Raw genomic sequence first — 25,106 nt, 5'->3', positions numbered from 1 at the left:
GCGGCCCGGGCGGCGCCGGAGGGCAGGGCCTCGGCAAAGTCGTGGCGGTGTCTGACTTGTGGGGCTTGAGGTAGAAGCGCCGTTGGTGTGGCAGCAAGGCGGGCATGACCGGCTCGGAAGATCGTGACTGGCAGACGGCAGAGCCTTCAGCGGGTGTACCTCGACGTGCTGACGGGACCAGACTTACCCGGGCGGCGCGGCTGGCGGGCAGCGGACAGCTAAGCCCCGACCACGCATCCCGTAGACACCCATAGCCATCAGCAGCAGGTCAACCAACTCCGAGGCGTACGGTGGCTGCTGGATGATCCGATTTCGCGGCGCCTTCATGGGCCACGCCATGAAATCACTACCGCCGGCCGCTCCCACAGCGTCGGCCAATGATCGATATCCCCGCACCGCGATCGCCCGGCCCACAACTCGGGGGCGGCGAGATGTGCCTTACGAGCGAACGCATCGCCTTGCGCAATGGACTGACGTGTCCAGCGTCATGCACTCAGTCCGCCCGACTGACCTGAGCCTCAGCGCCGTGCCTTCTTACGGCGCTTCAGGATCTCGGCGTAGTAACCATGCCTCGCCTCGTCAAGGTCAATCAGCTCCAATATGTCGATCACCTCCTCGCCATGCTTCCCAAATCCCTCCTGCAGGATCACCCAAATCCCTTCGCGCGCCTTGTGCCGACACTCATCCCCTAGTCGGGTACGACCGAGGGCCATTTCAGTATGGTGCGAATCCCCGCCCACCAGACGCCACAACGTCTCCAGCAACTCCGACCGGGAAGACGTCGACAAATCTCCCGCCAGCGCAGCAAGAATGACCCCAACGGCCGGTACCGCTACTTCAAACAGATTCCCCTCTACCTCTAGGTGTCCATCAAGGACCGCACCGTAGGCGTCCTCAGGCTCCACGGCATCGACGATCGCTCTGAAAATTTCTGGGACGTGCTCCGCCGTCCCCCGGCAGCCACAACGGAACTGACTCCAGTCGTACCTGCTCAACTCTGCGAGAACGAGCTTGTTAGAAGACACTGTCAACACTCCTATCGGCACCGAAGGGTCTTCGACTTGCCCCAGTCGGTCCCTACGCGCCTGACGGGTCAAGCGGCCCCTCGAACTCCTCCTGGATAGCGCGAAGCTGATCGGAACTCAGGTGACGCACATCCCAGATCAGCTCTGCCACCTGACGCTTTGCGGTATCTTCGGGCAGGCCGGTCTGCCTCAACTCGATATCGAGCAGCGCGGCCAGACCCTCGACACGGTAGGAGAGAACAGCCGCGAACCGGACAGCAATTCCGGACTCAGTTCCTTACGGCCGTAGCCCACGGCATGAATGGTCGCCGCCGACAAAGGCCCGATTCCGGCGAGGCGATACAGCATCTTAGCCGAGTTCAGGCTGTTCAAATTTCGGTTGCGAAGCATGCGCACGATCACCGCGCCCGGACCATACGGGAACAGGTCAGGCTCTCGCACAATCGGTGCAATCGGGTCGGGCCGCGGCATCGATCTGGCCACCCCGAGCAGTCGCTCGCGCCTATCGATGGGCAGGCGAAGAGCAGTCCCTCACGACGTGGTCCAAGACCGAGTCGGCCGGAGCCACGCACGGTGCTAGGCCACTCGGCACATCGAGGCCAGCCAGGATGAAGAGGTCTGCCGTATGCACACCGAGCGCGGGAGCGAGTCGTCGCAGGACTGACTGACCGGACACTTCCCCCTTGAAGGCCGCTTCGAGCTGGGACTGATCGACTTCAGCAGCACGCATCAAGCTGTCGACGTTCTGCCTGCGGTACTTCGACAGTCGCGCCATCATCGCGACGAAGTTCACCAGACCTGCCGTCCGGCATTCCGGTCCGAGCCGGTCATGCCCGTCTTGCTGCCACCGCCAACGGCGCTTATACTCCAAACCCCACAATTCAGACACCATCACGACTTTGCCGGGGCCCTGGGCGGGCGGCAGACCGCTGAGCCCCGACTGCGCACCCCATCGACACCCACAGCCATCGACCAGCAATCGAGAATACGGCAGGCTACGTCCTAATTTGGACTCAACCCGAAAGTATACAGCCGCTGGCCGACACGGACACCACTTCCAAGATCCCCAACCATTTCCACCCTTGCGGAAAGTGGAGGATTCAGCGACACGGCACGTCTTACGGGAAACCAAATCGCCGAGATACGGATTGGGACATCCGCCAGGCACTCAATCACCGAACCCACCCCGACACGATCATCCTGTCTAACGACGCCCACGACACAACGAACAATACAGACGGTCCGACCCTGAAGTGCTTCCAGAACCTCCTGGACATCTAGGGCCCCACTAGCGTCCATACGCCCTGGCCTCCTCAACGAACTGTGCGATCTGATTACGACTTAACTTGGGCGTGAATTCGAGGAGGGGATTCAGGTCGTCTATATGAATTGTCCTCGGCACATTAATACCCATACGTTCCAGAATGCCTCTAGCCGTTGATGCGGGAATCTCCATGCTCGCACGCCGCGCGAATTCGGCAGGCAGCATATCGAACTGAACTTCCGCTTCCCGCGGAATATATCCAGGGTACCGTTCAAAGCCGGCGACGTCCTCGGGCAGGGCAATCTGCACCACGGAATGGCTGCCATACTGCTCGGAGTGAGTCGCGAAGATCGTCGCCACGCCAGGGTCGGAAGACGTTGGCGTGACCCCAGCGCTCTGAACACCTGGACTTCCTTCATAGCCTCTGGTGGTCCCGCGGAATACCGGGTCACAGTTGTGGACGAGGACCGGCTGCTTGCCGGCGAGGACATAGTACGTGTGGATGTCGGCGACGGTGAGGTCGTGCATCCGCTCGTCGCCAGCGAAGTTACGAACCGCGACAACGGTGACCTGCCGCCCAGGAGGACCGCCGCCCCCGACACCAGCGCCGCTGCCGTCACCCTCCAGACGCTTGTCGTCGTGCACCAGCAGCCGGTGACCCGGCTTCAACTGCCCGGCGTCCACCCACCGCCGATCGGTGGCGTCCCAGAACGGGTGGTGCTGCGTCGTCTTCAGCACCGTCGACTTACCGGTCCCACTGTCCCGCACCGTGACATCGGTCAGGTCCCGGTCCTGGTTGACGTGCAGGAACGTGACCGGCTTCGCCGCACGCTCCCCCGTCACCGGATCAGTCGCCGCAACCTCGTCACCCAGCTGCAGATCCTCGATCGGCTTAGCGCTGCCGTCAGCCATCAACACCCGCGTCGACGGATCGAAACTGTGCCGCTGCCCCGCAACCGAGCCACAACCTGCACCCGACTCGGCATCCGAACGGCGGCCCTCGGGCGCCGGACCCGAACCCGACGAACCACCACCCGAACGAGCAGCAGCCCCACCCCCGGCAGCCCTCACCGGAGCACCACCACCAGCGGTCTTGCCCGCCCCCGACAGACGGCTCGCCAGGCTCGGCAACCGGCTCGCAGCCGCACCGGCGTACTTCAACCCGCCGCCACCGAGTCGACCGAGCCCACCCGAGAGCGCGCCGTCAAGGCCGCCCTCGATCATCGTCCCGGCCAGGTTGCTCCAGGAGAACTTCTCCTCGCCCTGGGCGACATCGACCATGTACCCGGTGCCGGCCGACATGGCACCGGCCACCGCACCGGCGACGATCAGACAACCCACCCCGGTGGCGCAGAGCGCGCCGACCGCCACCGTGGCCACCAGAGCCGCCGCTGCCGTGGCGACGAACTTCCACGGGTCCTTTTTTATTGCCTCGACTGTCGACTTGGCGCTGTCGACGGCTTTTTTCACCGCTTTCTTCGCGGTCTGTTTCACGCACTTGCCCACCCCACTCGACAGGCACTTCTTCGCCGAGTGGGCTGCGTCCTTGACCGTGTTGATCTTCTTCTTCGCCCATTTGACGGTGGTCTTCTTCACCGTGTTCCAGGCCTTCGCGGTCTTGTTGGCGAACTTCTTCGCCCCCGCCTTGACATCGCTCCAGGCCCGGCCGGACGAGACGTACTTGAACGTCGACGACACCGTGTTCTTCGCCGCCCGGAACGTCGAAACCGGATTGCTCACCGCCTTGACGGTGCTCTTGACGGCGCTCTTGAACTTCGACCAGCCCCAGTGACCGGTGGGGTCGACCGTCGTCAACGGGTTGCCGTCTCCGTACTGGAAGCGGTTCGCTGCGATCGAGTCCGGCACGGGGTTGACGTCGGCGCTGTCCCGGGTGTCGAACTGGCCGGTGTCGGTGTTGTACCACCGGGTCAGCATGTTGACCCGATCACTGAGCCCGTCGGTCCACTCCGACTGGTAGCCGAGGTTGCCGACCATGCCCGAGGTGTTCAGCACCGTACCCAGCGGGTCGTAGGTGGTCGACCCGGTCAAGGCGCTGCCGGTCGCGGAGAAGAGCCCGACCAGGTCGGTGTGCTGGTCCGTCCAGGCGTACGCCGAGCCGGCGCCGCTGCCCGTACCCACGCCGAGCAGCTCGCCCGACGGACCGCGCGTGTAGGTCGCGGTGCCGTCGCTGGCCAGGTCGTTGCCGATCCCGGTGTACGTGAAGCCTGGCTTGATCGCCCGGCCCAGCGCGTCGTACGAGTAGGTGCTGGTGGTTCCGCCGATGTTCTGCTGCGACAGCACCTGCCCGAACGCGTCGGTCTGTGTGGTGTAGGCCACCGACCCAGACAGGGTCTGCTTCAACGTGCCACGCGGGGTGTACTGGTACGACGTGCCGTTGTTCTGCGTCAGCAGTTGGTTACGGGCGTCGTAGGTGAAGGTCTTCGAGCCGTTCTGCGTACGGTTCCCGGAGTCGTCGTACGCGTACGTGGTGCTGGTCGAGCCGTGGGTCCACGACGTCAGCCGGTCGGCCAGGTCGTAGACGTAGGTGTTCGACGTCGACCCGGCGAAGCCGGTGGTGACCTTCGAGGTCTCGTTGCCGTTGGCGTCGTACCCGTAGGTGATGGAGCCGAGGGTGACCGTGCCCGCCGCGTTCTTCAACGTGTCGGTCTTGAGCCGGTGCAGCGAGTCGTAGGTCAACTTCCGGAAGTTGTTGTTCGTGCCATGCGTGATCGTGTCCGGCTGCGACAGCTTGTTGTAGAGGACGCTGACGTTGATACCGGTGGTCGGATTTCCCACCGTCTTCAACCGGCCGACGGTGTCGTACGTGTAGCTGGTGGTGCCGGCGGTGTCGGTTCGGGAGGCCAGCTGGCCGTCCCTGTTGTAGGTGAACGAGGAGTTGTCGCTCGGACCGGTGATCGCCAGCGGCAGCCCGCGGTCGTCGTACGAGATGATGTTCGTGCCGGACGGCACGGAGAGGCTGGTCAGCCGACCCGCGTCGTCGTAGTCGAAGATCCGGTCGACGGTGGCCACCTCGGCGCCGGAACCGGACATCTGCTCGACCCGGCCCAGGTCGTCGTAGGTGGTGCTGACGCTGACTCCGCCCGGGGAGTCCTGGCGCACCGGGCGACCGGCGGCGTCGTAGGCCACGGTGAAGGTGCGGTCAGTCAGGTTGGGGTACGCCGTCGTGGCCGGTTCGATCCGCGACTCCGGCAGCCCCCAGGAGTTGTAGGTGGTCCAGAACGGGTTGTTCCGCCCGTCGGTGAACCGGGTACGGTTGCCGGCCAGGTCGTAGCCGAAGGAGGTGGCGATCGCGCTGGTGGGGGTCACGGGCTGGGTCTCGTTGGTGAGGTTGCCCAGTGCGTCGTAGGTGAAGTTGGTCGTGGTCTGCCGGGCGTCCTTGACCCAGATGGGATTGCTGTTCCGGTCGTAGCCGATCTCTTCGGTGGTCTGCACGACGTTGGCCGCGTCGAGCTTCTGGACCTTGGTGGTGCGGCCGGCTCCGTCGTAGGTGATCGTCTGTTTGGTCAGGTCGGGCAGGGTGGTCTTGACCGCTCGGCCCAGGCCGTCGTATTCGGTGCTGGTGGTGTTGTTGGCCCCGTCGGTGACGGTGATCGGTTCGCCGACCCAGTTGTAGGCGGTCGACGTCACCACGCCCTCCGGCGTGGTGACCTTCCGCAGCCAGGGACCGGCGGCGGGAGTGGTGCCGTAGGCCCCGGTGCCGTAGTCGTAGGTGGTGGTGTGGGTGGCCGGCGTGGGCTGCCGGACCACCTGGCTGGTGGTCAGCGTACGGCCGAGGTAGTCGTAGGTCGCGGTGGTCTTCGCACCGGTCGGGTCGACCCGTTCGAGCAGGTCGCCCACCTTGTCGTAGACGAAGTCCGTCGCCTTGCCGTACGCGTCGACGACCTTGATCCTGTTGCCGAGGGAGTCGTACTCGAAGGACGTTGTCTTGCCGAGCGGGTCGGTCGTCGACACGACCTGTCCGAGCTTGTCGTAGACCGTGCTGGTCTCCGCGCCGACGATCGGTGTGCCACCCGGCGGTGTGTAGTCAGGCATGATCGTCTTGATCGGGCGCCCGACCCCGTCGTACCGGGTGACGACCGTGTTGGTCAGCGGGTCCTGGGTCTCGGTGGGCTCTCCGAAGGTGTTGTAGCCGGTGCGGGAGACCGGTACCGCCGGCACCGGTGCCCCGCCGCCGAAGGTCTCGGTCGAAATCGACGGTGAGACGACCTTCGCCAGTTGGCCGGCCGCGTCGTACTCGAAGGTGGTCTTGTTGTTCATCGGGTCGGTCAGTTCCGTGACCAGGCCCCGTTGGTTGACCGTGTAACTGGTGGTCAGCTTCTCCGGGGTCACCGTCGTGGTGGCCGTCCGGCCGTTGCCGCCGCCGTAGAGGGCGGAGACGTCGAAGGCGGTCAGCGCCTCCTGGAAGACCTGCACGTTGTCGATCGACCCGTTGAGCATGTTGGACTGGTTAGGACCGATCAGGATTCCGCCGACCGACAGCGGGAGGGGTGCGTTCCACGGGGTCGGGTTCGTCGCGGTGCCGTTCTGGGCGCCGTTGACGTACAGCTTCATCTGCTTCGTGCCCGAGTCGAAGACGCCCACCAGGTGTGCCCAGGTGTTGAGCGTCGGTGCCGATGTCGACCGCGCCGCGTAGCCCGCGGCGGTGGCGGAGTCGCTGGCGGTGGTAAGGAACTCCCACCGGTTCGCCCCCTGGTGGTACCGCAGGAAGAAGCCGCCGGTGTTGTTCCCGCCCTGACCGACGACGGTCTGGTGCTGGTTGAGGTCGCTGAGCCGCACCCAGGCGGACACCGAGTACGACTGGGTCGTGACGAGTGCGGGCTGGGCTGTCTCGTACACCGCCGCCCGGTTGAACACCGCCGCGCCCCCGGAACGGCCGATCGGGCCGTTCCACGAGTACAGGTTTCGCTGCGACGGGGAGGAGTCGTACGCCTCGTAGCTGGCCGACGGTTCGTCCATCCGCCACCAGCCGATGGGCAGGCCGGCGCTGCGGACGCTGACGCTCTCCGAGGTCACCCGCCCCATCGCGTCGTAGGTGTTCTCCACGGTCTGCAACGGCGTCTGCAACTGGCCGACCAACTGCTGGGTACTCCGCACCCGGTCGTCAGCGTCGTAGGTGTACTTGGTGACCCGCTCCAGGTCGTACGGCTGCACCGTGGTGGAGACCAGCCGGCCGGCGGCGTCGTGCTCGTACACCGTCCAGTTCGCGCCGTTGTCCGCCCGCTGCATGGCCAGGTTGCCGATCGCGTCGTAGGAGTTCTCCTCCACGACGAAGCGTTTCACGCCGTCGGTCCGGGTGATCTTCTTGACGTTGTCGTTGGCGTCGTACTCGTACTCGGTCACCCAGTTCATCGCGTCGGTCTCCGACGCGAGGTTGCCGTTGGCGTAGTACGCCTTCGACGACACCTCGGTGCTGGTCCCGTCCTCACCGGTCACCGTCGTCGTCAGGTGCTGGCCGGCGGCGTCGTAGACATCAGCCACCTCGCGCAACACGTCGCCGCTCGGGCACGGGTCGCCCGCTGGTGGGTTGCTGGTGCAGTTCACCGTCTTGGTCGTGTGCCCGTACGCGTCGTACTCGTAGAGCGTCACGTCGCCGACCGCGTCCACCGTCTTGATCGGGCGGCCGTGCTCGTCGTAGTCGCTGGTCGAGTCCCGGGGGGCGTCCCCGCCGGTGAGGTCCTCGACCTTGCGGTAGGTGACGTTGCCGTCCGCGTCGTACGTGGTCGTCGTCCTGGCCGTGTGCACGGCTCCGGTGACCTGGTTGAGCACCGGCGGGTCGGTCTGCTCGACCACCTGCCCGTCGGCGTCGTAGACGTAGGTGGTCGTGAGATCGCCCAAGGGCGCCTCCGCCTTGACGGTCTTGGTCAGGGTCCTGCCCAGCCCGTCGTAGGTGAACTCGGTGACCAGCCCGGCGGGGTCGGTGATCCGGACGACGTCACCGGCGCTGTTGTACTCGGTTTTCTGTTCCGCCCCGCCAGCGGACCGGGTGGTCAGCGGCAGACCGGCCGGCACCGTGCCGCCACCGACGGCGGGCGTGGTCGCGGTGGAGTACGTCATGGTCGTCGACCGGCCCGCCGGATATCCGACCACGGGTGGCGAGGTGACACTCTGCCGGTTGCCCGCCGTGTCGTACGCCAATTTCGTCAGGTGGTTGTTGTCGGTCTCGCTCTGCGACCGGGCGTCCCGGACTTCGATGACCTGGTCGTTGCGGGGATCCGGAGTGAGGTTGACCGTGGTCGAGTCAGGCCAGTACTTGTAGTAGGTGCTGTCACACCATTCCTGGTCACGGCAGACGGTGGAGCGGACGACGTTGCCGCGTACGTCCCGCGCGGTGACGGTCTTCATGCCCAGTGGGTCGAACTCGATCGACTCGAAGCCGCCGATGTCGTAGCCGTACGTGGTGGTGCGTCCGAGCACGTCCGTCGTGGCGAGCAGGCGGTTGCCGTTGACCAGGTCGAACGTCTGCTTCGAGGTCTTGTCGGTCGGATCGGTGACGGTCACCGTCGTGACCGGGGTCAGGGTCGCGGTGGGGCCGGTCTGGAACGCGCTCTTCGAGGCCTTGAAGTGCATGTCGACCTCGAGCGGGGACAGATCCCGTTCGTAGTAGGCGAACTCGGCGATGTGCCCCTTGAAGTAGCTGACATCACCAGAGGAACTGGGCCAGGATCGGGTGGTGCCGGCGCCGACGTACGAGTGCAGGGCGTTGGTGCCGACCATCGGGCCGGCCGCCCCGACGATCTTGTTGTCGAGGTAGAGGATCTGGTGGGCCGACGAGGCCGAGAGCACGACGTGGTGCCAGTTCCCGTCGTTCACCTTCGTCTTCGAGGTGATCGGGTTGATCGAGCCGGTCCAGAACTCGCCCCGCAGGTAGCCGTCGGCACCGACGTAGAGCGCGGGGGTCCAGTTGGCGGTGGCGGGCGTGCTGTGCAGCTCGTTGCGCTGGTAGGAGTAGAGCACGCCACTGGTCGCGTGGTTGGCCGGGGTCTTGAACCACATCTCGACGGTGGTCGGCGTGTCCACCGGGTAGTCCACACCCGGGAAGACCGTGTTGTACGGGGTGTACGGCTTGATGTAGGAGCTGGTGCCGTTGAACCCGGCGCCGTAGGTGTCGGCGAACGGACTGGTGCCGTTCGGCTGCGTGGTGTCGAAGGTGACAGCGTTGTACCGGGCCCGATGAGGGCTGTACACCACGTTGACCGCGTCAGCGGGAGCCTCGACGTCGCCGAGACGCCAGTAGTCGGTCGGCTGTGAGCCGAGCACCGCTGACACGTAGACCGCGCTGGAGCCGGAGACGGTCGGGGTGCCGACCTCCCAGACGCCGCCGTTCTCGTCGGTGACCTGGCTGACCCGGCCCGTCACGGAGTGGTAGACGACCTGGGCCTGGACCCGGCCGCTGGCGCTGGTCTCCCGGTACAACTGAGCGGTGCCGGCCATACCGGAGCCGCGCATCGCCGCGACGTCGGCGGCGGTGATCGCCTTGTCGTGGTAGGCGACGTCGGCGATCGAACCGGTAAAGAAGGTGGCGGTGGCCGTGGTGTGCGGTTGGCTGGGCCAGGTCCCGCCGAGGAAACCCGCTCCCAGGTACACGTTGGTGGCGCCCAGGGTGTGCTGGCTGATCGTGCCGGTCAGGCTGGCGACCTGCGCACCGTCGAGGTAGAGCTGCTGACTGCCGCCGTTGCCGACGAGCGCGACGTGGTGCCACTGGTCGTCGGTGACCACGCCGGGCGAGGACATAGCGGTGGCCGGGTTGCCGGTCCAGAACTGGCCGCGCAGCTTGCCGTCGGAGCCGACGTAGAGCGCCGGGACGTAGCCGACCCCGGTGGTCGCACCCGGTGTGACCGCGTCCTTCTGGTAACTGAACAACACCCCGTTGGGTGTGCTGGTCTTGAACCACATGCTGATCGACTGGTACGAGCTTCCGTTCACCGCCTTGGCGGGCAGCGTGACCCGGGACGACGTGCCGTTGAAGCTGGCCGAGGTGGAGGTCGACTCCGCCAGCGCCGGTGCCCCGCCGAGGGTGACGTCGGTGTAGGCGCCGTTGTCGGTCCCGTCGTGGGAAAGCACGGCGCTGGCCGCCGTGGTGGCGCCTGGGGCCTCGTTCAGCCGCCAGAACGAGTACGGACCGGTGTTGAGCACGGTGTTGGCGTGTTGCGACACCCAGGTGTAGTCGTAGCTGGCGCACTGCGTACCGGCGTCCGGTTCGCAGACGGTCTCGAGCAGATCGTCGTCGTAGGTGTAGGTCCAGGTCTGGGCGGTAGCCGGGCTGCCGGTCACCACCGGGTTGGTGGTGACGGTGACCACGTGGGGATGGTCGGAGTTCGGCGGCGTCGACCAGGTGACGCCGAGGGTGCGGCCCGATGACACCGAGGTCAGCAGGTCGACCCGGCCGTTGGTGTCGTACCGGAAGGTGAGTGCCCGCCCGGAGGAGTCGGTGATCTTGGTAATCCGGTAGACCCCGTTCCCCGCCGACTGGGTGAACTCGTACGTCGTGGAGTCCTTGTCGGTCTGCGAGTAGCCCCCGGTAATCGCCTTAAAGACGGAGTACCGGCCGAGCGGCGCCACCCAGGTGCCGTCGTTGTTCCGGCCGAACGCGGCTTCCTGCCCATCCGGGTAACGGACGGCGGCGGTCTGCAGGTTTCCGGCAGCATCGCGCACCTCTCGCACCTGCATGTCCAGGACGGACGACCAGCCGCGTCCGAACGCGCTGTCGACGCGGGTGTCGAGGCTGTTGTAGTCGCGGCTGATGGTCAATGCCGGCCCGGCGGTCGCGATCTGCGCGTCGGTATCGGAGGTGGTGTAATTTCCGACGCTCGGGTCGTAACCCTTCCCGCCGTTCTGCGCCAGCGACGAGGTCACTGTGGGCTGGGGCACCTGGGTGTTGAACGCGTACGTCGGTGTGGTCGGCCCGGTGGACGAATGGTCGTTGACCTGCACCGAGTACAGATAGGTCTTCTTCCACGCGAGCACGCCCGCCGGGACCTTCCAGACACCGCTGTCGACCCAACCGGAGCTGGTGATCGGCGTGCCCTGGTCGGTGGAAATGGTGAAGTTGTAACGCAACCCCTTGTTCGGCCAACTGTCCGGATCGTGCCCCTGCGCGAGCAGTTCGGGCGTCAGGGTGTCGACGGCGACGTTGTTCGACGGGTACCGCAGGTCTACCTGCGGGGCCACGTTGTCGGTGTAGGTGATGTCGATGAACGGGGCGCAGCTCACGGTGCCGTAGACGCTGTTGCTGCAGTTGACCCCCGCATCGGTCGAGGTGAACCGCTTCCAGGCGGTGCTGTCGGTCTCCGAGGCGGTCAGCGCAAGGCCGTAGGTGCTCCCGCCGGTGACCCACTTGTTGATCTCGTTGACGTCCATCGGCACGGAGACCCAGGAGCCGACGTTCCGGACGGCCGCAGTGTTACCGCAGGCCGTCGCGCTGTTCGGCGACGCGTTTCCGATCGAAGCCGAATACGACGGGAAGGTGCCATAGGTGACCGACGATGCCCACCAGTTCTCCTCCACCCGGTGCACGTCGAACCGACGGGCGTGGCAGTCGGTCCCGACGCCCTGGTAGGTCAGGAACAGGTTGAGGTCCGCAGCGCTGAGCTTCTTGCCGGCGAAGGTGCTGCCGAACGTCGGGAACGGCAAAAGGCCCTTGGCCTTGCCGGTGCCGCCGTCGAAGGTTCCCACCGCGACACTCGTCTCGCTCGACCGGACGGGTTCGGTGGTGCCCGACTGGACGTAGGTGTCCCCGTTGGTCGTGTACTGGGTAGCGGTCGGGTCGAGCACCACGGGGAACTTCCGGGCCGGGTCACGCAGCCAGTCGCCGTCGATGGAGACCTTCAGCGCAGGCCCGTCGGCACCGGGGACGATGTCGTATCGGACGCCGTACGAGATCGCCCCCGCGCCAGTCCGGTCGACCGCAGCGTCCTCCATCCAGCCGACCGGCATACGCGCCGCGACCGCGCCCTTGCGGTCGAGGAAGACCACGACGCCGTCCTCGTCGACCTGGGCGGTCAGGCCGGTCAACTGGAGGGGGTAGAGGTACTCGGTCGCCACGTTGGGCGAGTGGAAGACGAGGCTCTCCTTGACCTGGCCGCCCTGGGCGCGCAGCGTCAGGTCGACGTCGGGAAAGACCCGGGAGTACGTGGCCGTGCTGCCCTCCAGCGAGGGGTTGCCGATCGACGCCCCGGCGAGGCCGTAACCGAGGACCTTGCCGGCCCCCAGGTTCATCCGGACGAGGGAATCCTCGGCGCTGGCGGCATCGCTGGCGAAGGTGACCTCGGCCGGGTTCGACTTGACCCGTAGCCGCTCGTCGGCCTGGTAGAGCGTGTTGTCGATCGGCTGCCAGCGGCCGAGCTCGTCCTTGAAGTTGATCGGCTCGTGGTAGACGCGGCGGGTGTAGGAGCCATCGGCATTCTGGAACATATCCGACTTGTCGGTGGCTGCCTCGGGCAGTCGCCTGCTGGTGGCGCGCTCGAAGCCCCGGACCGATCCGGTGGTCGCCTTACCTGCCGTCGGGCGGTACGACTTGTGCAGCTTGAGCTCGTTCCGAGCCGTCGCCGAGGTGCCCGGGTCCTTGAAGGTCGGCGACTCGACGTAGTGCCCCCGGTCGGGCGAGCGCCCCGTCTGCTGCTTCGGCGTCGGTGGCTCGGCCCAGGACGGTCGCAGGGAGAGCAGGTTCCAGAACCAGGTCAGCGGGAACCCGCTGCTCCCCTGATGCGTCAAGGGTTGCTGAGGTGCTCCGACCGAGAGCGTCAACGTCAGGATCAGCAGTACGGCGACTCGTCGAGCCGCTCGACCGCGCCAGGTGGCGCGGTCACCGACAGCCTTGCGCGCACGCTTACGCCGACCGCCCACGGCAGCCCTCCCCCGTTGTCGTCAAACGTGTCGAGACTGCTGGACGCGTGGACCAAATACAAGTATTTACATTTAGAGATACTTCAGTTACCGCCCGAGGTGGCCATCTCACCAACCGTGTTCTCCACGGCGGATGTGACGCGGTCGGCGGTCGTCTCCGGCACGACGGTCACCCCGTCGAGCGGCGCGGTCTCACCCACCACCACGTACCGCAGGCCCGGGAACCGGTCCTTCCCGTCGACCAGCGCGCCGCCGGGCGCTTCACCGACGGCGATCACCACCTGACACTGCCGCAGCGCCAGACTGTTGAAGTACGCCGCCGCGTTCGCTGCCGTCTGCGGCCCGTCGACCGCCAGGTACTGCACCTGGATCGAGTGGGCCAGCGAAGCCCGCTGCATACCGTCCCAGACGGCGCGGGCCTGCTCCCCCGCGATTCCCCTGTCGTCGGTGAGCAGACATGCGGTGAACGCTCGGTATTGTCGTTCCCGAGGCGCCGGTGGCGCCTCCGGCTCGGGCCACAGGAGCCACCCGAGGGCTCCGGCCAGCAACGCCACAGCCGCTGCAGACATCACAAGCACGCGACGCCGGGCCCACCACGACTCCACGAATCCGCACCTCGATCCACCCGCCGCAGCGCGCACGGCTTCCCCGTCAGGTCCGGGTGAGCGTAGTCGATGTGGCGGATCAAACACAGACCGTAACGCCATCGGGGTCCCGCTTGGCTGGGCGCGCCTCCACGGTGGGACGGCGAGCGGCACAGGGACGGCCGAAAAGGGGAACCCCCGGCCTACCCAAGCCGGGGGTTCCAGGTTTCCGCCCAGTTCGCACGTCGGACGCGTTTAAAGCCGTAGGTCAGTTTGAAAGTCGTCGCCTCTACCATTGGGCTACCGCGCCACGAAGAGAGGCGCGGGTAGGATTCGAACCTACACTCCACGAACCCTTTCCACGGCTGCTCCATCCGACGATCGGCGGTAATGCTGAGTCTGGAGCGAGAGTCTGAGTTTTATCGGACGGTTTGCCTCTGCCAATTGGGCTACCCCGGCTTGGGAGCCGGGGGCAGGAGTCGAACCTGCACTGATCACACGTCCCATTCAGTCTGACGTTTCAGTCTCAGCTTTTCGCGCTTGCGCGCGTCCCTCCGCGCTCCCACGGAGGGCGTCTTCGAGGCTACCCGAACAGGTAGCCGAACACCCGCTCGCCGGCCTTCTGGTCCTCCACCTCGGTCATGTTGGCCTGCTCGCGGGCGAACTTGACGGCCTGCTGGAGCTTCGCCACCCGCTCACGCAACTCCTTGACCCGGGTGGCGGGCAGGGCGCCGGAGAGCTTGACCGTGGTCCAGTAGCCGACCGGGACGTCCTCGGTGTACACCTCGACCTGGGCGGGGTGTTTCTCGGTGGCCTCGGCCTTGACGTGGTTACGCATCACCTTCCGGCTGCGCACCGTCTTCACCGGGTCCGAGGCGTACGCCCCGGCGGCCTCGTTGAACGTCCAGGTCTCGGCCGGGTCCAGCACGGGCAGCTTGTCGACGAAGGCGTACAGGTCGACCAGCTGCTTCTCTAGGAAGAGCAGGTAGGTGACGGGCACGTCGGCGAGGATCGTCCGGCCGTCCACCACCACGTCGGCCTTCGCCCGGGTGTTCGCCACGTCCTGGGTGAGCACCAGGTCGAAGAGCCGGGTCAGCGACGTCGACACCTCGCCGATGACGTCGGTGGCCGACACCTGCACCCGGGTCGACTCCGGCGGGAGCTGCTCGCCCTCCTCGTCCTTCGGCTGGTAGCTGCGGGAGATACCGGACAGCATCGGCGCCTTCTGGACGTTGCGCTGCGCCTCGGTGAACTCCCGGACAGTCTGGGCCTTCACGCCCTTGGTGACCGCGATGATCTGGTTGAGCTTCGCCATGCCGATCTTCCCTTCAGCCGGACGGGACACTACCAAGCACGGTCCACGATTGACGAACGGCTTTCGCCCACGGCGACTTCCCGCCGGCACCGCCGAAGACCCATCGGGCCTCCGCTTGACGGCCGCGCTCCTCAGCAGTAGGGAGAGCCCAATTCGAAACGCCTCGGGTCGCTGATTTCCTCCAAGCCCGAGAAGTCACCCTTCAGACTCCAGACGTTCTCGTAGGAGGCCATCCCAGAGGCGAGCAGCTCTCCGTCGGGGGCCCACCTGCTTCTGGACACGCAGTTCAATGGCGTCACCCTGAACGGATCACCCGCGTCGTCGACCACCAGTTCACCTCTGCGGTCACCGATGCGGTAGTCGATTCGGATCCTGAAGGAGACGGCAGTCTCAGTGGCGACGGCCTGGATGAAGAGTGCGTCCTCCTCCGCGCTCTTGAGGGTCAGCGTGTTGTCCTGGAAAAACAGCGCGCCAGGCTTGTGTCCGTCCGTCATCCCGCCGAGTCGTTGCACGGCCTCGTCGTCGTTGGCGTCCACCTTCTCGGGAACCCGTGCCTGGGGGCGGCGCTCGTCGAGGTTGAACATCATTCCGACGGTCGAGCCGGAAATCTGCGGGGGGATGTGGATGAAGGTCCCGGAGTAGGGCACTTCACGTTCAATGTCGACGGGCGAGATCCGGTCCACGAAGATGGGCTGGTTACGGCGCCCTTCCAGGGTAAGGCGAAGGTTCAGCACCACAGGCCGGGCCGGTTCTGCGGACCCCAGCACGTCAGTCAATTGCTTCTCGAGCCCTCCGTCCAGGGTGACGGCAGCGAGCATTCGGCGCCTGCTGTCGGACATCTCAAATCCCGCAGGCAGGATCAGGTCGAAGCCCTCGTCCATGAACTGGACCGTATGTCGGATCTCCGAATCGTCCCGTACGGCGTCACGGACCGTGTCCTTGATCTCGTCCCCGTCGTAGAGCTGCGGGCCGAGAGCCAGCAGCAGCGCGGTCACCACCGCGCCCGCCACCGCCGTCCACACCACAGACCACCCTCCCGGGGACCGGGAGCCCTCCCGTCCGTCGGTGGCTGGTGATGGTGGCTCGACGCCTCCCGAGGGCCGCTGGCCCGGTCCACCCGAGCCCCGCCCCCGATTTCCACCACGCCGCTTTCTAGCCATCTGTCCGCTTTCTCGCTCGGTTGCCCTGACCAGAACTCTCGGCGTCTGCGTGCTGACGGCCCGGATCAGTCGCCGCTCAGGTCGATCTGAATGCCCTCGTTCGCGCACGCCGTCTTCAGACCGGTCATGTGCGTGCTCATCGGGCCGAGGTAGGCGAGCGCGCCGGCCGCCTCGTCGCCCTTCATCCTCGACACCTCCCACACGATGTCGACCAGGGCCGTCCCGTGCTCCCGGATCTTCTCGTGGTCGGAGTCGGCGAACTGCTCCCGCAGTTCCCGGTACTCGGCCTCGCTGAGTTCGTCGTCCCCGTCCTCGAACGCCTTCTCCCCTTCGCCGCCGCTGGCCATGGCCTTGCAGGCGGTGATGCCGGAATCCTCCTTGACGGCCTGGTAGATGGCGGTTCCGGCGACCCCCGCCAGGAGCAGGGCCAGCACCGCGCCCGCCGCGACGAGCGGCACCCGGTACGCCGCGAGCGGACCGGGAGCAGGCCCGCCGGGCGGGACCGAGCCGTCGGTGGGGACGAAGCCGGGCGGCATCGCCGGGTCCGGGGCCTGCTGCGGTACGACACCGTGGTCGGGGCCGGACTGCTGCGGTACGACGCCGTGGTCGGCGCCGGGCTGCGGCGCGACGGTGTGGTCGGGGCCGGGCTGCTGCGGCGCACTGGTGTGGTCGGGGCCGGGCTGCTGGTCGGTCACGGGTTCTCCTCGATCGGGAACGTACTCGGTGGTGTCCTTCGCACCCGTTCCGCGCGGCCCGTACGGACGCGTCGACCGCGCGGGCCGTCGAGTGTGGATGGTAGCCCTGCGCGTCGGTGACGTCGCGGGCCGTACGAGGGCAGCCCACGGAAGCCCCGACCGTGACCCCGTCAGGCTGGGGCCCGACCCCGTCCGGCCCGCGAATTCTTGGGAGTTGTCCGGTCTCAGGGGGGTCGTTTTCAGGGGTGACCGCGCTCCGGCATCTCCGACATCATCGAGGCCTGGGACAACCGCCGACGTCTTCGGGTCTCCGGTTGACCGGGACCACCGCGCGGCTCCTAGGGAGGGACTGTCGTGTCCACTCGTCGTCAACTGCTGCGTCTCGGCGCGGCGTCAGGTTTCCTCGGCGTGACCGGTGGCCTGGTCAGCCTCGCCGGGCGGTCCGGCGCGGCCCCTGCGGCGGCACGTCCCGTCCGGGTGGGAAACCAGACCCTGACCCCGTTCACCGTCCCGTTGACCGTGCCGCAGACCCTGCGGCCGGTGCTGCGGACCGCCACCACCGACTACTACTCGGTCACCATGCACCGCCGGCGGCTGGAGATCCTGCCGGGCACCCGTACGGAGGTGTACACGTACAACGGGGACCTGCCCGGCCCGACGATCCGGGCCACCTCGGGCCGGCAGGTGGTGGTGCGCCAGCGCAACCGGCTGGACATGCCGACGGCGGTGCACCTGCACGGTGGCGCCACCGCGCCCGGTGACGACGGTTCCGGCACCGCCACGATCCCGCCCGGCGGGGAGCGGGTCTACACGTACCCCAACCGGCAACCGCACGCGACGTTGTGGATGCACGACCACACCCACCACCTGGAGGCCGAGCACCTCTACCGGGGCCTGGCCAGCCTCTACCTGCTCACCGACCGCACCGAGGCGGCACTGCCGCTGCCGCAGGGCCAGTTCGACGTCCCGCTGGTGTTGCGTGACGCGCACCTGGACGCCGACGCCCAGCTGGTCTGGACGATGGACGACGCGGACAACCGGACCACCATCCTGGTCAACGGCCGGCCCTGGCCGCGCTTCCAGGTGCAGGCCCGCCGCTATCGCTTCCGGCTGGTGAACTCCAGCAACCTGCGGTTCTTCCTGCTCCAGCTCGCCGACGCCGGGGACATCACGGTGATCGGGTCCGACGGCGGCCTGCTGGAGGCGCCGGTCACCGTGCCGTACGTGCTGCTCTCGCCCGGCGAGCGGTTGGAGGTGGTGGTCGACTTCTCCCGTTACCAGCCGGGCACCTCGGTGGTATTGCACAACCTGCTGGGGCCGGGACCGTTCGAGCAGGTCGGGTCCGTGATGCGCTTCGACGTCGTGCCGGCGCGGGGACGGGACCGCAGCTCGGTGCCGCAGCGGCTGCGTACCCTGCCGCCGCTGCCGACGCCGACCGTACGGCGCACCGTCGAGCTGCGGATGGACGAGCCGGGCACCGGGCACCGGGCGTACGTCGACGGGAAGGTCTTCGACCCGAACCGGATCGACACCACGGTCGCCTGGGGCAGCACCGAGGAGTGGACGGTGACGAACGGCAACGTCTTCATGCCGCACAACTTCCACATGCACCTGGTGCAGTTCCGGGTGCTCGGCCGGGGTGACGGTCCGGCCGACCCCGCCGAGTCCGGTCTGAAGGACACCGTGGTCGTCTGGCCCGGCCAGCCGGTCCGCCTCCAGGCCACCTTCGACACCTGGCGCGGCGTCTACCCGTACCACTGCCACATGGTCGACCACAGCGCGATGGGCATGATGGCCAATCTCCGGATCGTCTGAGCCGGTCGCCACGGGGACGGGCCCACCGGCACGGAGCCGGTGAACCCGTCCCCGTAACGGCGTCCGTCAGCGGAAGGCGGAGTGACCGGTCAGCACCTGCCCGACGATGAGCTGGTGCACCTCGGAGGTCCCCTCGTAGGTGAGGACGGATTCGAGGTTCGCCGCGTGCCGCATGACCGGGTAGTCGAGGGTGATGCCGGCCGCGCCGAGGACGGCCCGGCACTCGCGGGCGATGGCGATGGCCTCCCGCACGCTGTTGAGCTTGCCGAGGCTGATCTGCCGGTGGTCGAGCGTGCCGGCGTCCTTCAGCGCGCCGATGTGCAGCGCCAGCAGCAAACCCTTGCCCAGCTCCAGGCCCATGTCGGCGAGCTTGAGCTGGGTGGCCTGGTACGCGGCGAGCGGCCGGTCGAAGATCTGCCGGCTGCGGGCGTACTCGATCGTGGTCCGGAGGCAGTCGTGGGCCGCGCCGAGCGCCCCGAAGACGATGCCGAAGCGGGCCTCGTTGAGGCAGGACAGCGGCCCGGAGAGCCCAGCGGCCTCGGGCAGCATCGCGTCGGCGGGCAGCCGGACGTCGTCGAGGACGAGTTCGGAGGTCACCGAGGCGCGCAGGGAGAGCTTGCGGGTGATCTCCGGGGCGGTGAAACCGGGGGTGCCGGCGGGGACGAGGAAGCCCCGGATCCCCTCGTCGGTGCGCGCCCAGACCACGGCGACATCGGCGATCGACCCGTTGGTGATCCACATCTTGGTGCCGTTGAGCACCCAGTCGCTCCCGTCGCGGCGGGCCCGGGTCCGCATACCCGACGGGTCGGAGCCGAAGTCCGGCTCGGTGAGACCGAAACAGCCGATCGCCTCGCCGGCCGCCATCCGGGGCAGCCACCGCTGCTTCTGCTCCTCGGAGCCGAACCGCCAGATCGCGTACATGGCGAGCGAGCCCTGCACCGAGACCAGGGAACGCAGGCCGGAGTCGCCCGCCTCCAGCTCGAAGCAGGCCAGCCCGTACGCGACGGCGGAGGTGCCGGCGCAGCCGTAGCCGTCGAGGTGCATGCCGAGCACACCGAGCTGCCCGAGTTCGCGCGCCAGGTCCCGGGCCGGCAGGTAACCCTCCTCGTACCAGGTGGCGACGTGCGGACGGATCCGCCGGTCGACGAAGCCGCGCACGGCGGCCTGGAGTTCCCGGGTGTCGTCGTCGACGAGCGCGTCGACACCGAAGTACTCGACTGCGGATGCGGGCACGGGCAGGGTCACGGTTCGGTTCCTTCCGGGGCGTGCAGATGGGCGATCACGCCGCGCGCCACGGCGACGGCCATCGCGTCCAACGCGTCGTGGGTCATCGCCGCCATGTGCGGGGTGGCGAGGACCCGGGGATGGTGCAACAGCGGGTCGTCGGGGTCCGGTGGCTCGGGAGCGTAGACGTCGACCGCGTAGCCCCGCAGCCGCCCGGCGTCGAGCGCGGCGAGCACGGCCGCGCGGTCCACCACCCCGGCCCGCGCCGTGTTCACCAGGAGGGCGTCCGGCCGCATCCAGGCCAGCGCGTCGGCGCCGATCAGCCCGGTGGTCTGCGGGGTCTGGGGCACGTGCAGGCTCACCACGTCGGCCTCGTGCAGCAGGTCGTCCAGCCCGACGAGGCGGACGCCCTCCGGTGGCGTGGTGACGGCGACGTCGTACCCGAGCACGGTCATGCCGAGCCCGCGCGCGCGGGCCGCGACGCCCCGGCCGATCGCGCCGAGCCCGACCAGCCCGAGGGTACGGCCGGCAAGCATGGTCCCGGTCAGCCCGGCGGCGACGACCGAGGAGGGCAGCGACCGGCCGGCCGGGAAGTCGCCCCCGGTCAGCGACGCCACGGCCCGCGGCAGCTGCCGGGCGAGGGTGAGCGCGGCCAGGACGACGAACTCGGCCACAGACTCGGCGTTGGCGCCCGGCGTGCTGACCACCGGGATGCCCAGGCGGTCGGCGGCGGCCAGGTCGATGCCGTCCAGCCCGGCGCCGTGCCGGCCGACGACCCGCAGCCGTCGCGCCGATTCGAGCATGGTGGCCGTCACCGGGGAGGAGCGCACCACGAGCGCGTCGGCGGTGGCGAGCGGTCCGGCGGCGAGCGCCGCCGGGTCGGTGACTCCGGCGACGTGCACGTCGCCCGCGGCGCGCAGCAGCTCCATGCCGGCCGCCGCGATCGGTTCGGTGAGCAGGATCCTGGGTGTCATCGTCGTCCTCACCAGCCGGTGTAGCAGGTCACCGGCACGGAGTAGAAGTCCCGGGCGTAACCGCCCTGCTCCCGGGGACCGTGGTTGGAGGCACCGGTGCCACCGAAGGGCAGGTGCAGCTCGGTGCCGGCGGTGGGCAGGTTGACCGTCACGATGCCGGCGCGGGCGTCCCGCTTGAACCGTTCGGCCGCCGCCAGGGACGTCGTCACGATCCCGGCGGAGAGTCCGTACGGGGTGTCGCCGGCCACGTCGATCGCCTCGTCGAGGTCGTCGACCCGGATCACGCAGGACACCGGGCCGAAGATCTCCTCCCGGGCGAGTCGCATGTCGTTGCGCGCGTCGGCGAAGAGGGTGGGTCGCATGAACTGTCCCTCGTCGGCGCGGTGGGCTCCGCCGGCCACCACGGTCGCCCCCTCGTCCCGGCCGATCCGGACGTAGTCCAGGTTCTGGGCGAGTTGGTCCGGGCTGACCACCGGCCCGAGGTCACTGCCCGGGTCGAGCGGGTCGCCGACCCGCAGGGCGTCGGCCGCCGTGGCCAGCGCCTCGACGAACCGGTCGTGGATGCCGGCCTGCACGATCAGCCGGCTCGACGCCGTGCACCGCTGGCCGCTGCTGAAGAAGCTGCCGTCCAGGGCGCAGCGCACCGCGACCTCCAGGTCGGCGTCGTCGAGGACGACGAGCGGGTTCTTGCCCCCCATCTCCAACTGGAACCGCTTGTTGCCGTGGGCGATGCACTGCCGGGCGACGTGGGCGCCGGTGCCGGTGCCGCCGGTGAAGGAGATGCCATCGATGTCACGCGAGGTCAACAGCTCCTCGCCGACCTCCCGGCCGGACCCCGTGACGAGGTTGAAGACGCCGGGCGGGGTGCCGGCCCCGGCCACGATCCGGGCGAGTTCCCCGGCCGAGGCGGGCACCAGCTCGGCGGGTTTGAGCACCACCGTGTTGCCGTACGCGAGCGCCGGCGCGACCTTCCAGGCCGGGATCGCGAGCGGATAGTTCCACGGCGTGATGACCCCGACCACGCCGAGCGGCCGGCGGCGCACCTCGGCGTGCACGTTCTCCCGGGTGGACGCGTACACCTCGCCCTGCGGTTGCAGGAGTTGGTGGGCGTAGTAGCGGAAGGTCTGCCCGGCCCGGGTCACCTCGCCCCGGGCCTCGGCGAGCAGCTTGCCCTCCTCCCGGGCGAGCAGGACGGCGAGATCGTCCACCCGGCTCAGGATGGCGCTCCCGATCCGGTCGAGGATCGCCATCCGGTCCCCGACGGGTCGACGGGCCCAGCCGGGTTGCGCGGCGCGGGCGGCGGCCACGGCCGCACGGGCGGTGTCCCGGTCGGCGCGGGCGTACTCGCTGACGACCTCGCCGGGCCGGGCGGGGTTGTGGTTGGGTCGGCGTTCGCCGTCGACCCACTCGCCACCGACGAGGTTGAGGTGCTGCGGCACGGGCATGGTCACCGACCGCCGGCGGCGGAGGCGACCGGCTGGTCGACGTTCTCCGGGAAGTGGCAGGCGACCTGGTGGCCGGCACCGGTGGCGGCGAGAGCCGGGGTCTGCGTCGCGCAGATCTCCTGCGCCTTCCAGCACCGGGTGCGGAAGCGGCAGCCGCTGGGCGGGTCGAGCGGGCTCGGCACGTCCCCGGTGAGGATGACCCGCTTGCGTTCGGTCTCCACCAGCGGGTCGGGGATCGGCACCGCCGAGAGCAGGGCCCGGGTGTACGGGTGCTGCGGCCGGCGGTACATGTCCTCGCACTCCCCCACCTCGACGACGGTGCCGAGGTACATCACGGCGATGCGGTCGCAGAGGTGCCGCACGACGGCCAGGTCGTGCGCGATGAACATCATGGTCAGCCCCAGCTCCTCCTGGAGCTGTTCGAGCAGGTTGACGATCTGCGCCTGCACCGAGACGTCCAGGGCGGACACCGGCTCGTCGGCGACGACGAACTCCGGGTTGCTGACCAGTGCCCGGGCGATGCCGACCCGTTGGCGCTGCCCGCCGGAGAACTCGTGCGGGTAGCGGTCGTGCCACTGTTCGCTGAGCCCGACCAGTTGCATGGTGTCCAGGGCCTTGGCCCGGCGGCCGGTGGCGGAGAGGTCCGAGTGCACCAGCAGCGGTTCCTCGATGAGTTCGCCGATCGTCATGCGCGGGTTCAGCGAGGCGAACGGGTCCTGGAAGATCATCTGCATGCGGCGGCGCATCGCCCGCATCCGGCCCCGACCCAGGGTGGTCAGCTCGGTGCCGTCGAAGGTCACTGTCCCCTGGCTGGGCTTGAGGAGCTGGAGGATGGCCCGTCCGGTGGTGGACTTGCCGCAGCCGGACTCCCCCACCACGCCGATGATCTCGCCGCGCCGGATGTCCAAGTCCACTCCGGACACGGCGCGCAGCCGCGCCGGGAGCAGCGAGCCGCGCTTCGGCACCTTGAAGTCGACCGCCAGGTCGCGTACGCGCAGCAGGGTCTGGTCCGGTCCGGTGGCCGGGGCTTCGGACATCAGCTCTCCTCCGTCGATTGGTTCGCGAACCGGTCCTTCGTGGACAGCCAGCCGCCCTCGGTCGCCGGTCGCATGCCCCAGCACCGGGTCAGCTGGCCCCGGTCCGGGGTTTCCCAGGTCACGGTGAGCTGGGGCGCGTCGTCCTGGCAGGTCTCCCGGGCGTGCACGCAGCGGGGGGCGAACCGGCAGCCGGCCGGCATCTCCGACAGCTCCGGCGGACGGCCCGCGATCGGACGCAGCTTGCCCCCGCGCACCAGGTCCAGCCGGGGCACCGACCCGAGCAGACCCCAGGTGTAGGGCATCTGCGGGCGGTGGAAGAGGTCGACCGTCTCGGCACGCTCGACGATCTGCCCGGCGTACATCACGTTGACCCGTTCCGCCATGCCCGCGACGACCCCGAGATCGTGGGTGATGAACAGGACGGCGGTCCGGGTTTCCAGGGCCAGGTCCCGCAGCAGCTCCAGGATCTGGGCCTGGATGGTGACGTCGAGGGCGGTGGTGATCTCGTCGGCGAGGATCAGCCGGGGGTTGCAGGAGAGCGCCATCGCGATCATGACGCGTTGCCGCATGCCGCCGGAGAGCTGGTGCGGATAGGACCCCAGCCGGCTCTCCGGGGCCGGGATGCGCACCATCTCCAGCAGCTCGATCGCCCGTGCCCGTGCCGCCCGGCGGTTCAACCCGAGGTGCAGGCGCAGGGACTCGGTGAGCTGCCGTCCCACGGTGAGCACCGGGTTCAGCGAGGTCATCGGATCCTGGAAGATCATCGAGATGCCCTTGCCGCGTACGGCCCGCAGCTCGCGGGGACGCAGGCGCAGCAGGTCCTGCCCCTCGAAGATCACCTGACCGCCGGTCACCTGTCCGGCCGGCGGCACGATCAGGCCCATGATGGACTGCGCCGTGGCGGACTTGCCGCAGCCGGACTCGCCCACCAAGGCGACCATCTCACCGGCGTCCACAGTGAAGGAAACACCGTCGACCGCCGTCACCGACCCCCGCGCCGCGCGGAATTCGGTACGCAGTTCCCGCACCTCCAACAAGGCCATCGAACCCCCTGATGTTTAGACTCCTGAACGCCGCCATTCGTCAACCGGGAGTGTTGCACAGACGATGTTCGTCGTCTAGGCTCCCGGCAGCGACGAATTACGTCACTATGAGTTGGAGCGAGATGGCATCGAAGAGCTCGATCGAGAAGGATCGCAGCATCATCCGGGAACTCGTCCAGGACCCGAGGCAGACAAACGTCGCACTGGCGGCGAAGGTCGGTCTCTCCGAGGGATCCGTGCGACGGCGGGTGGAGCGGCTCGTCACCGAGGGGCAGCTGCAGTTCGCGGCGATCCCCAGCGCCGCCTTCATGGGCCGGCCGGTGCACACACTCTTCGAGATCCAGAGCGCGCCCGGTGCCACAGAGCGACTCATCGACAAGCTCGCGGGCATGCCGGAGATCGCGTACGTCTACCACGTGACCGGCCAGTTCGACATCATCGCCGTCGGCTACTTCGCCTCCAGCAACGCCATGCGCCGGTTCTGGACCGAGCGGCTGGGCCACCTCGACGGGGTGATGGAGAGCCGGTCGGTGATGGTGCTGCGGGTCGCCAAACGCGCCCACGAGTGGGCGCGCGACATCGCCGTCACCGGCGACGAGGAGTCCGCCTGGGATGCGGACTCGGATCCTGGCGTGCCCGGTTCGGAAACCTGACCAGACCGG

Annotated in this window: 14 protein-coding genes; 2 read left to right on the top strand and 12 right to left on the bottom strand. The window is 68.1% G+C overall.

Features of this window, described 5'->3' with window-relative positions; translation table 11 throughout:
• Positions 1-518: 518 nt before the first annotated feature.
• From GA0070618_RS17795 to GA0070618_RS17765, 7 genes are all read right to left on the bottom strand, one after another.
• On the bottom strand, positions 519-1,025 hold the full coding sequence (locus tag GA0070618_RS17795; protein WP_157748950.1) for a hypothetical protein: 507 nt from the start codon (positions 1,023-1,025) through the stop codon (positions 519-521).
• 189 nt (positions 1,026-1,214) lie between these two features.
• Complete coding sequence (locus GA0070618_RS33505; RefSeq protein ID WP_143740183.1) at positions 1,215-1,427, bottom strand: hypothetical protein; 213 nt, start codon at positions 1,425-1,427, stop codon at positions 1,215-1,217.
• Positions 1,428-2,313: 886 nt separating this feature from the next.
• Positions 2,314-13,020 (bottom strand): LamG-like jellyroll fold domain-containing protein, encoded by a 10,707-nt coding sequence (locus GA0070618_RS17785; RefSeq protein WP_088982639.1) that lies wholly within the window; start codon positions 13,018-13,020, stop codon positions 2,314-2,316.
• Between the two features lie 215 nt (positions 13,021-13,235).
• Positions 13,236-13,550, bottom strand: coding sequence for a hypothetical protein (locus GA0070618_RS17780; RefSeq protein ID WP_088982638.1), 315 nt, complete (start codon positions 13,548-13,550; stop codon positions 13,236-13,238).
• Positions 13,551-14,319: 769 nt separating this feature from the next.
• Positions 14,320-15,051 (bottom strand): DUF7873 family protein, encoded by a 732-nt coding sequence (locus tag GA0070618_RS17775; protein ID WP_088982637.1) that lies wholly within the window; start codon positions 15,049-15,051, stop codon positions 14,320-14,322.
• 131 nt (positions 15,052-15,182) lie between these two features.
• Positions 15,183-16,073, bottom strand: a complete 891-nt coding sequence (locus tag GA0070618_RS17770) for a hypothetical protein (RefSeq protein WP_143740182.1) — start codon at positions 16,071-16,073, stop codon at positions 15,183-15,185.
• Between the two features lie 203 nt (positions 16,074-16,276).
• The gene (locus GA0070618_RS17765; RefSeq protein WP_088982635.1) at positions 16,277-16,906 is read right to left on the bottom strand and encodes a hypothetical protein; all 630 of its coding nucleotides are present in this window, start codon (positions 16,904-16,906) and stop codon (positions 16,277-16,279) included.
• A gap of 354 nt (positions 16,907-17,260) precedes the next feature.
• Between GA0070618_RS17765 and GA0070618_RS17760 the strand changes: the two genes are divergently transcribed.
• Positions 17,261-18,721, top strand: coding sequence for a multicopper oxidase family protein (locus GA0070618_RS17760; RefSeq protein WP_088982634.1), 1,461 nt, complete (start codon positions 17,261-17,263; stop codon positions 18,719-18,721).
• A 66-nt stretch (positions 18,722-18,787) separates the two neighbouring features.
• On the opposite strand, the gene GA0070618_RS17755 is transcribed toward GA0070618_RS17760, so the two are convergent.
• The 5 genes from GA0070618_RS17755 to GA0070618_RS17735 are packed head-to-tail and all read right to left on the bottom strand — an operon-like array spanning position 18,788 to position 24,444.
• Positions 18,788-19,966: an acyl-CoA dehydrogenase family protein gene (locus GA0070618_RS17755; protein ID WP_088982633.1), complete on the bottom strand. Its 1,179-nt coding sequence runs from the start codon at positions 19,964-19,966 to the stop codon at positions 18,788-18,790.
• Positions 19,963-20,919, bottom strand: coding sequence for an NAD(P)-dependent oxidoreductase (locus tag GA0070618_RS17750; protein ID WP_088982632.1), 957 nt, complete (start codon positions 20,917-20,919; stop codon positions 19,963-19,965). Before GA0070618_RS17750 ends, GA0070618_RS17755 begins: the two co-directional genes overlap by 4 nt.
• Positions 20,920-20,927: 8 nt before the next feature.
• Positions 20,928-22,364 carry an aldehyde dehydrogenase family protein gene (locus tag GA0070618_RS17745; protein WP_088985616.1) on the bottom strand — a complete coding sequence of 479 codons (1,437 nt, stop codon included), beginning with the start codon at positions 22,362-22,364 and terminating at the stop codon, positions 20,928-20,930.
• Between the two features lie 2 nt (positions 22,365-22,366).
• Positions 22,367-23,401, bottom strand: a complete 1,035-nt coding sequence (locus tag GA0070618_RS17740) for an ABC transporter ATP-binding protein (protein WP_088982631.1) — start codon at positions 23,399-23,401, stop codon at positions 22,367-22,369.
• On the bottom strand, positions 23,401-24,444 hold the full coding sequence (locus GA0070618_RS17735; RefSeq protein WP_088982630.1) for an ABC transporter ATP-binding protein: 1,044 nt from the start codon (positions 24,442-24,444) through the stop codon (positions 23,401-23,403). Before GA0070618_RS17735 ends, GA0070618_RS17740 begins: the two co-directional genes overlap by 1 nt.
• Before the next feature lie 122 nt (positions 24,445-24,566).
• Here GA0070618_RS17735 and GA0070618_RS17730 point away from each other — a divergent pair, with 122 nt between their 5' ends.
• Positions 24,567-25,097, top strand: coding sequence for an Lrp/AsnC family transcriptional regulator (locus GA0070618_RS17730; protein ID WP_170107770.1), 531 nt, complete (start codon positions 24,567-24,569; stop codon positions 25,095-25,097).
• Positions 25,098-25,106 lie beyond the last annotated feature (9 nt).

It is taken from the genome of Micromonospora echinospora, from assembly GCF_900091495.1.
Classification (GTDB): Bacteria; Actinomycetota; Actinomycetes; order Mycobacteriales; family Micromonosporaceae; genus Micromonospora; species Micromonospora echinospora.
This window is presented reverse-complemented; position numbering and strand designations above follow the sequence as displayed.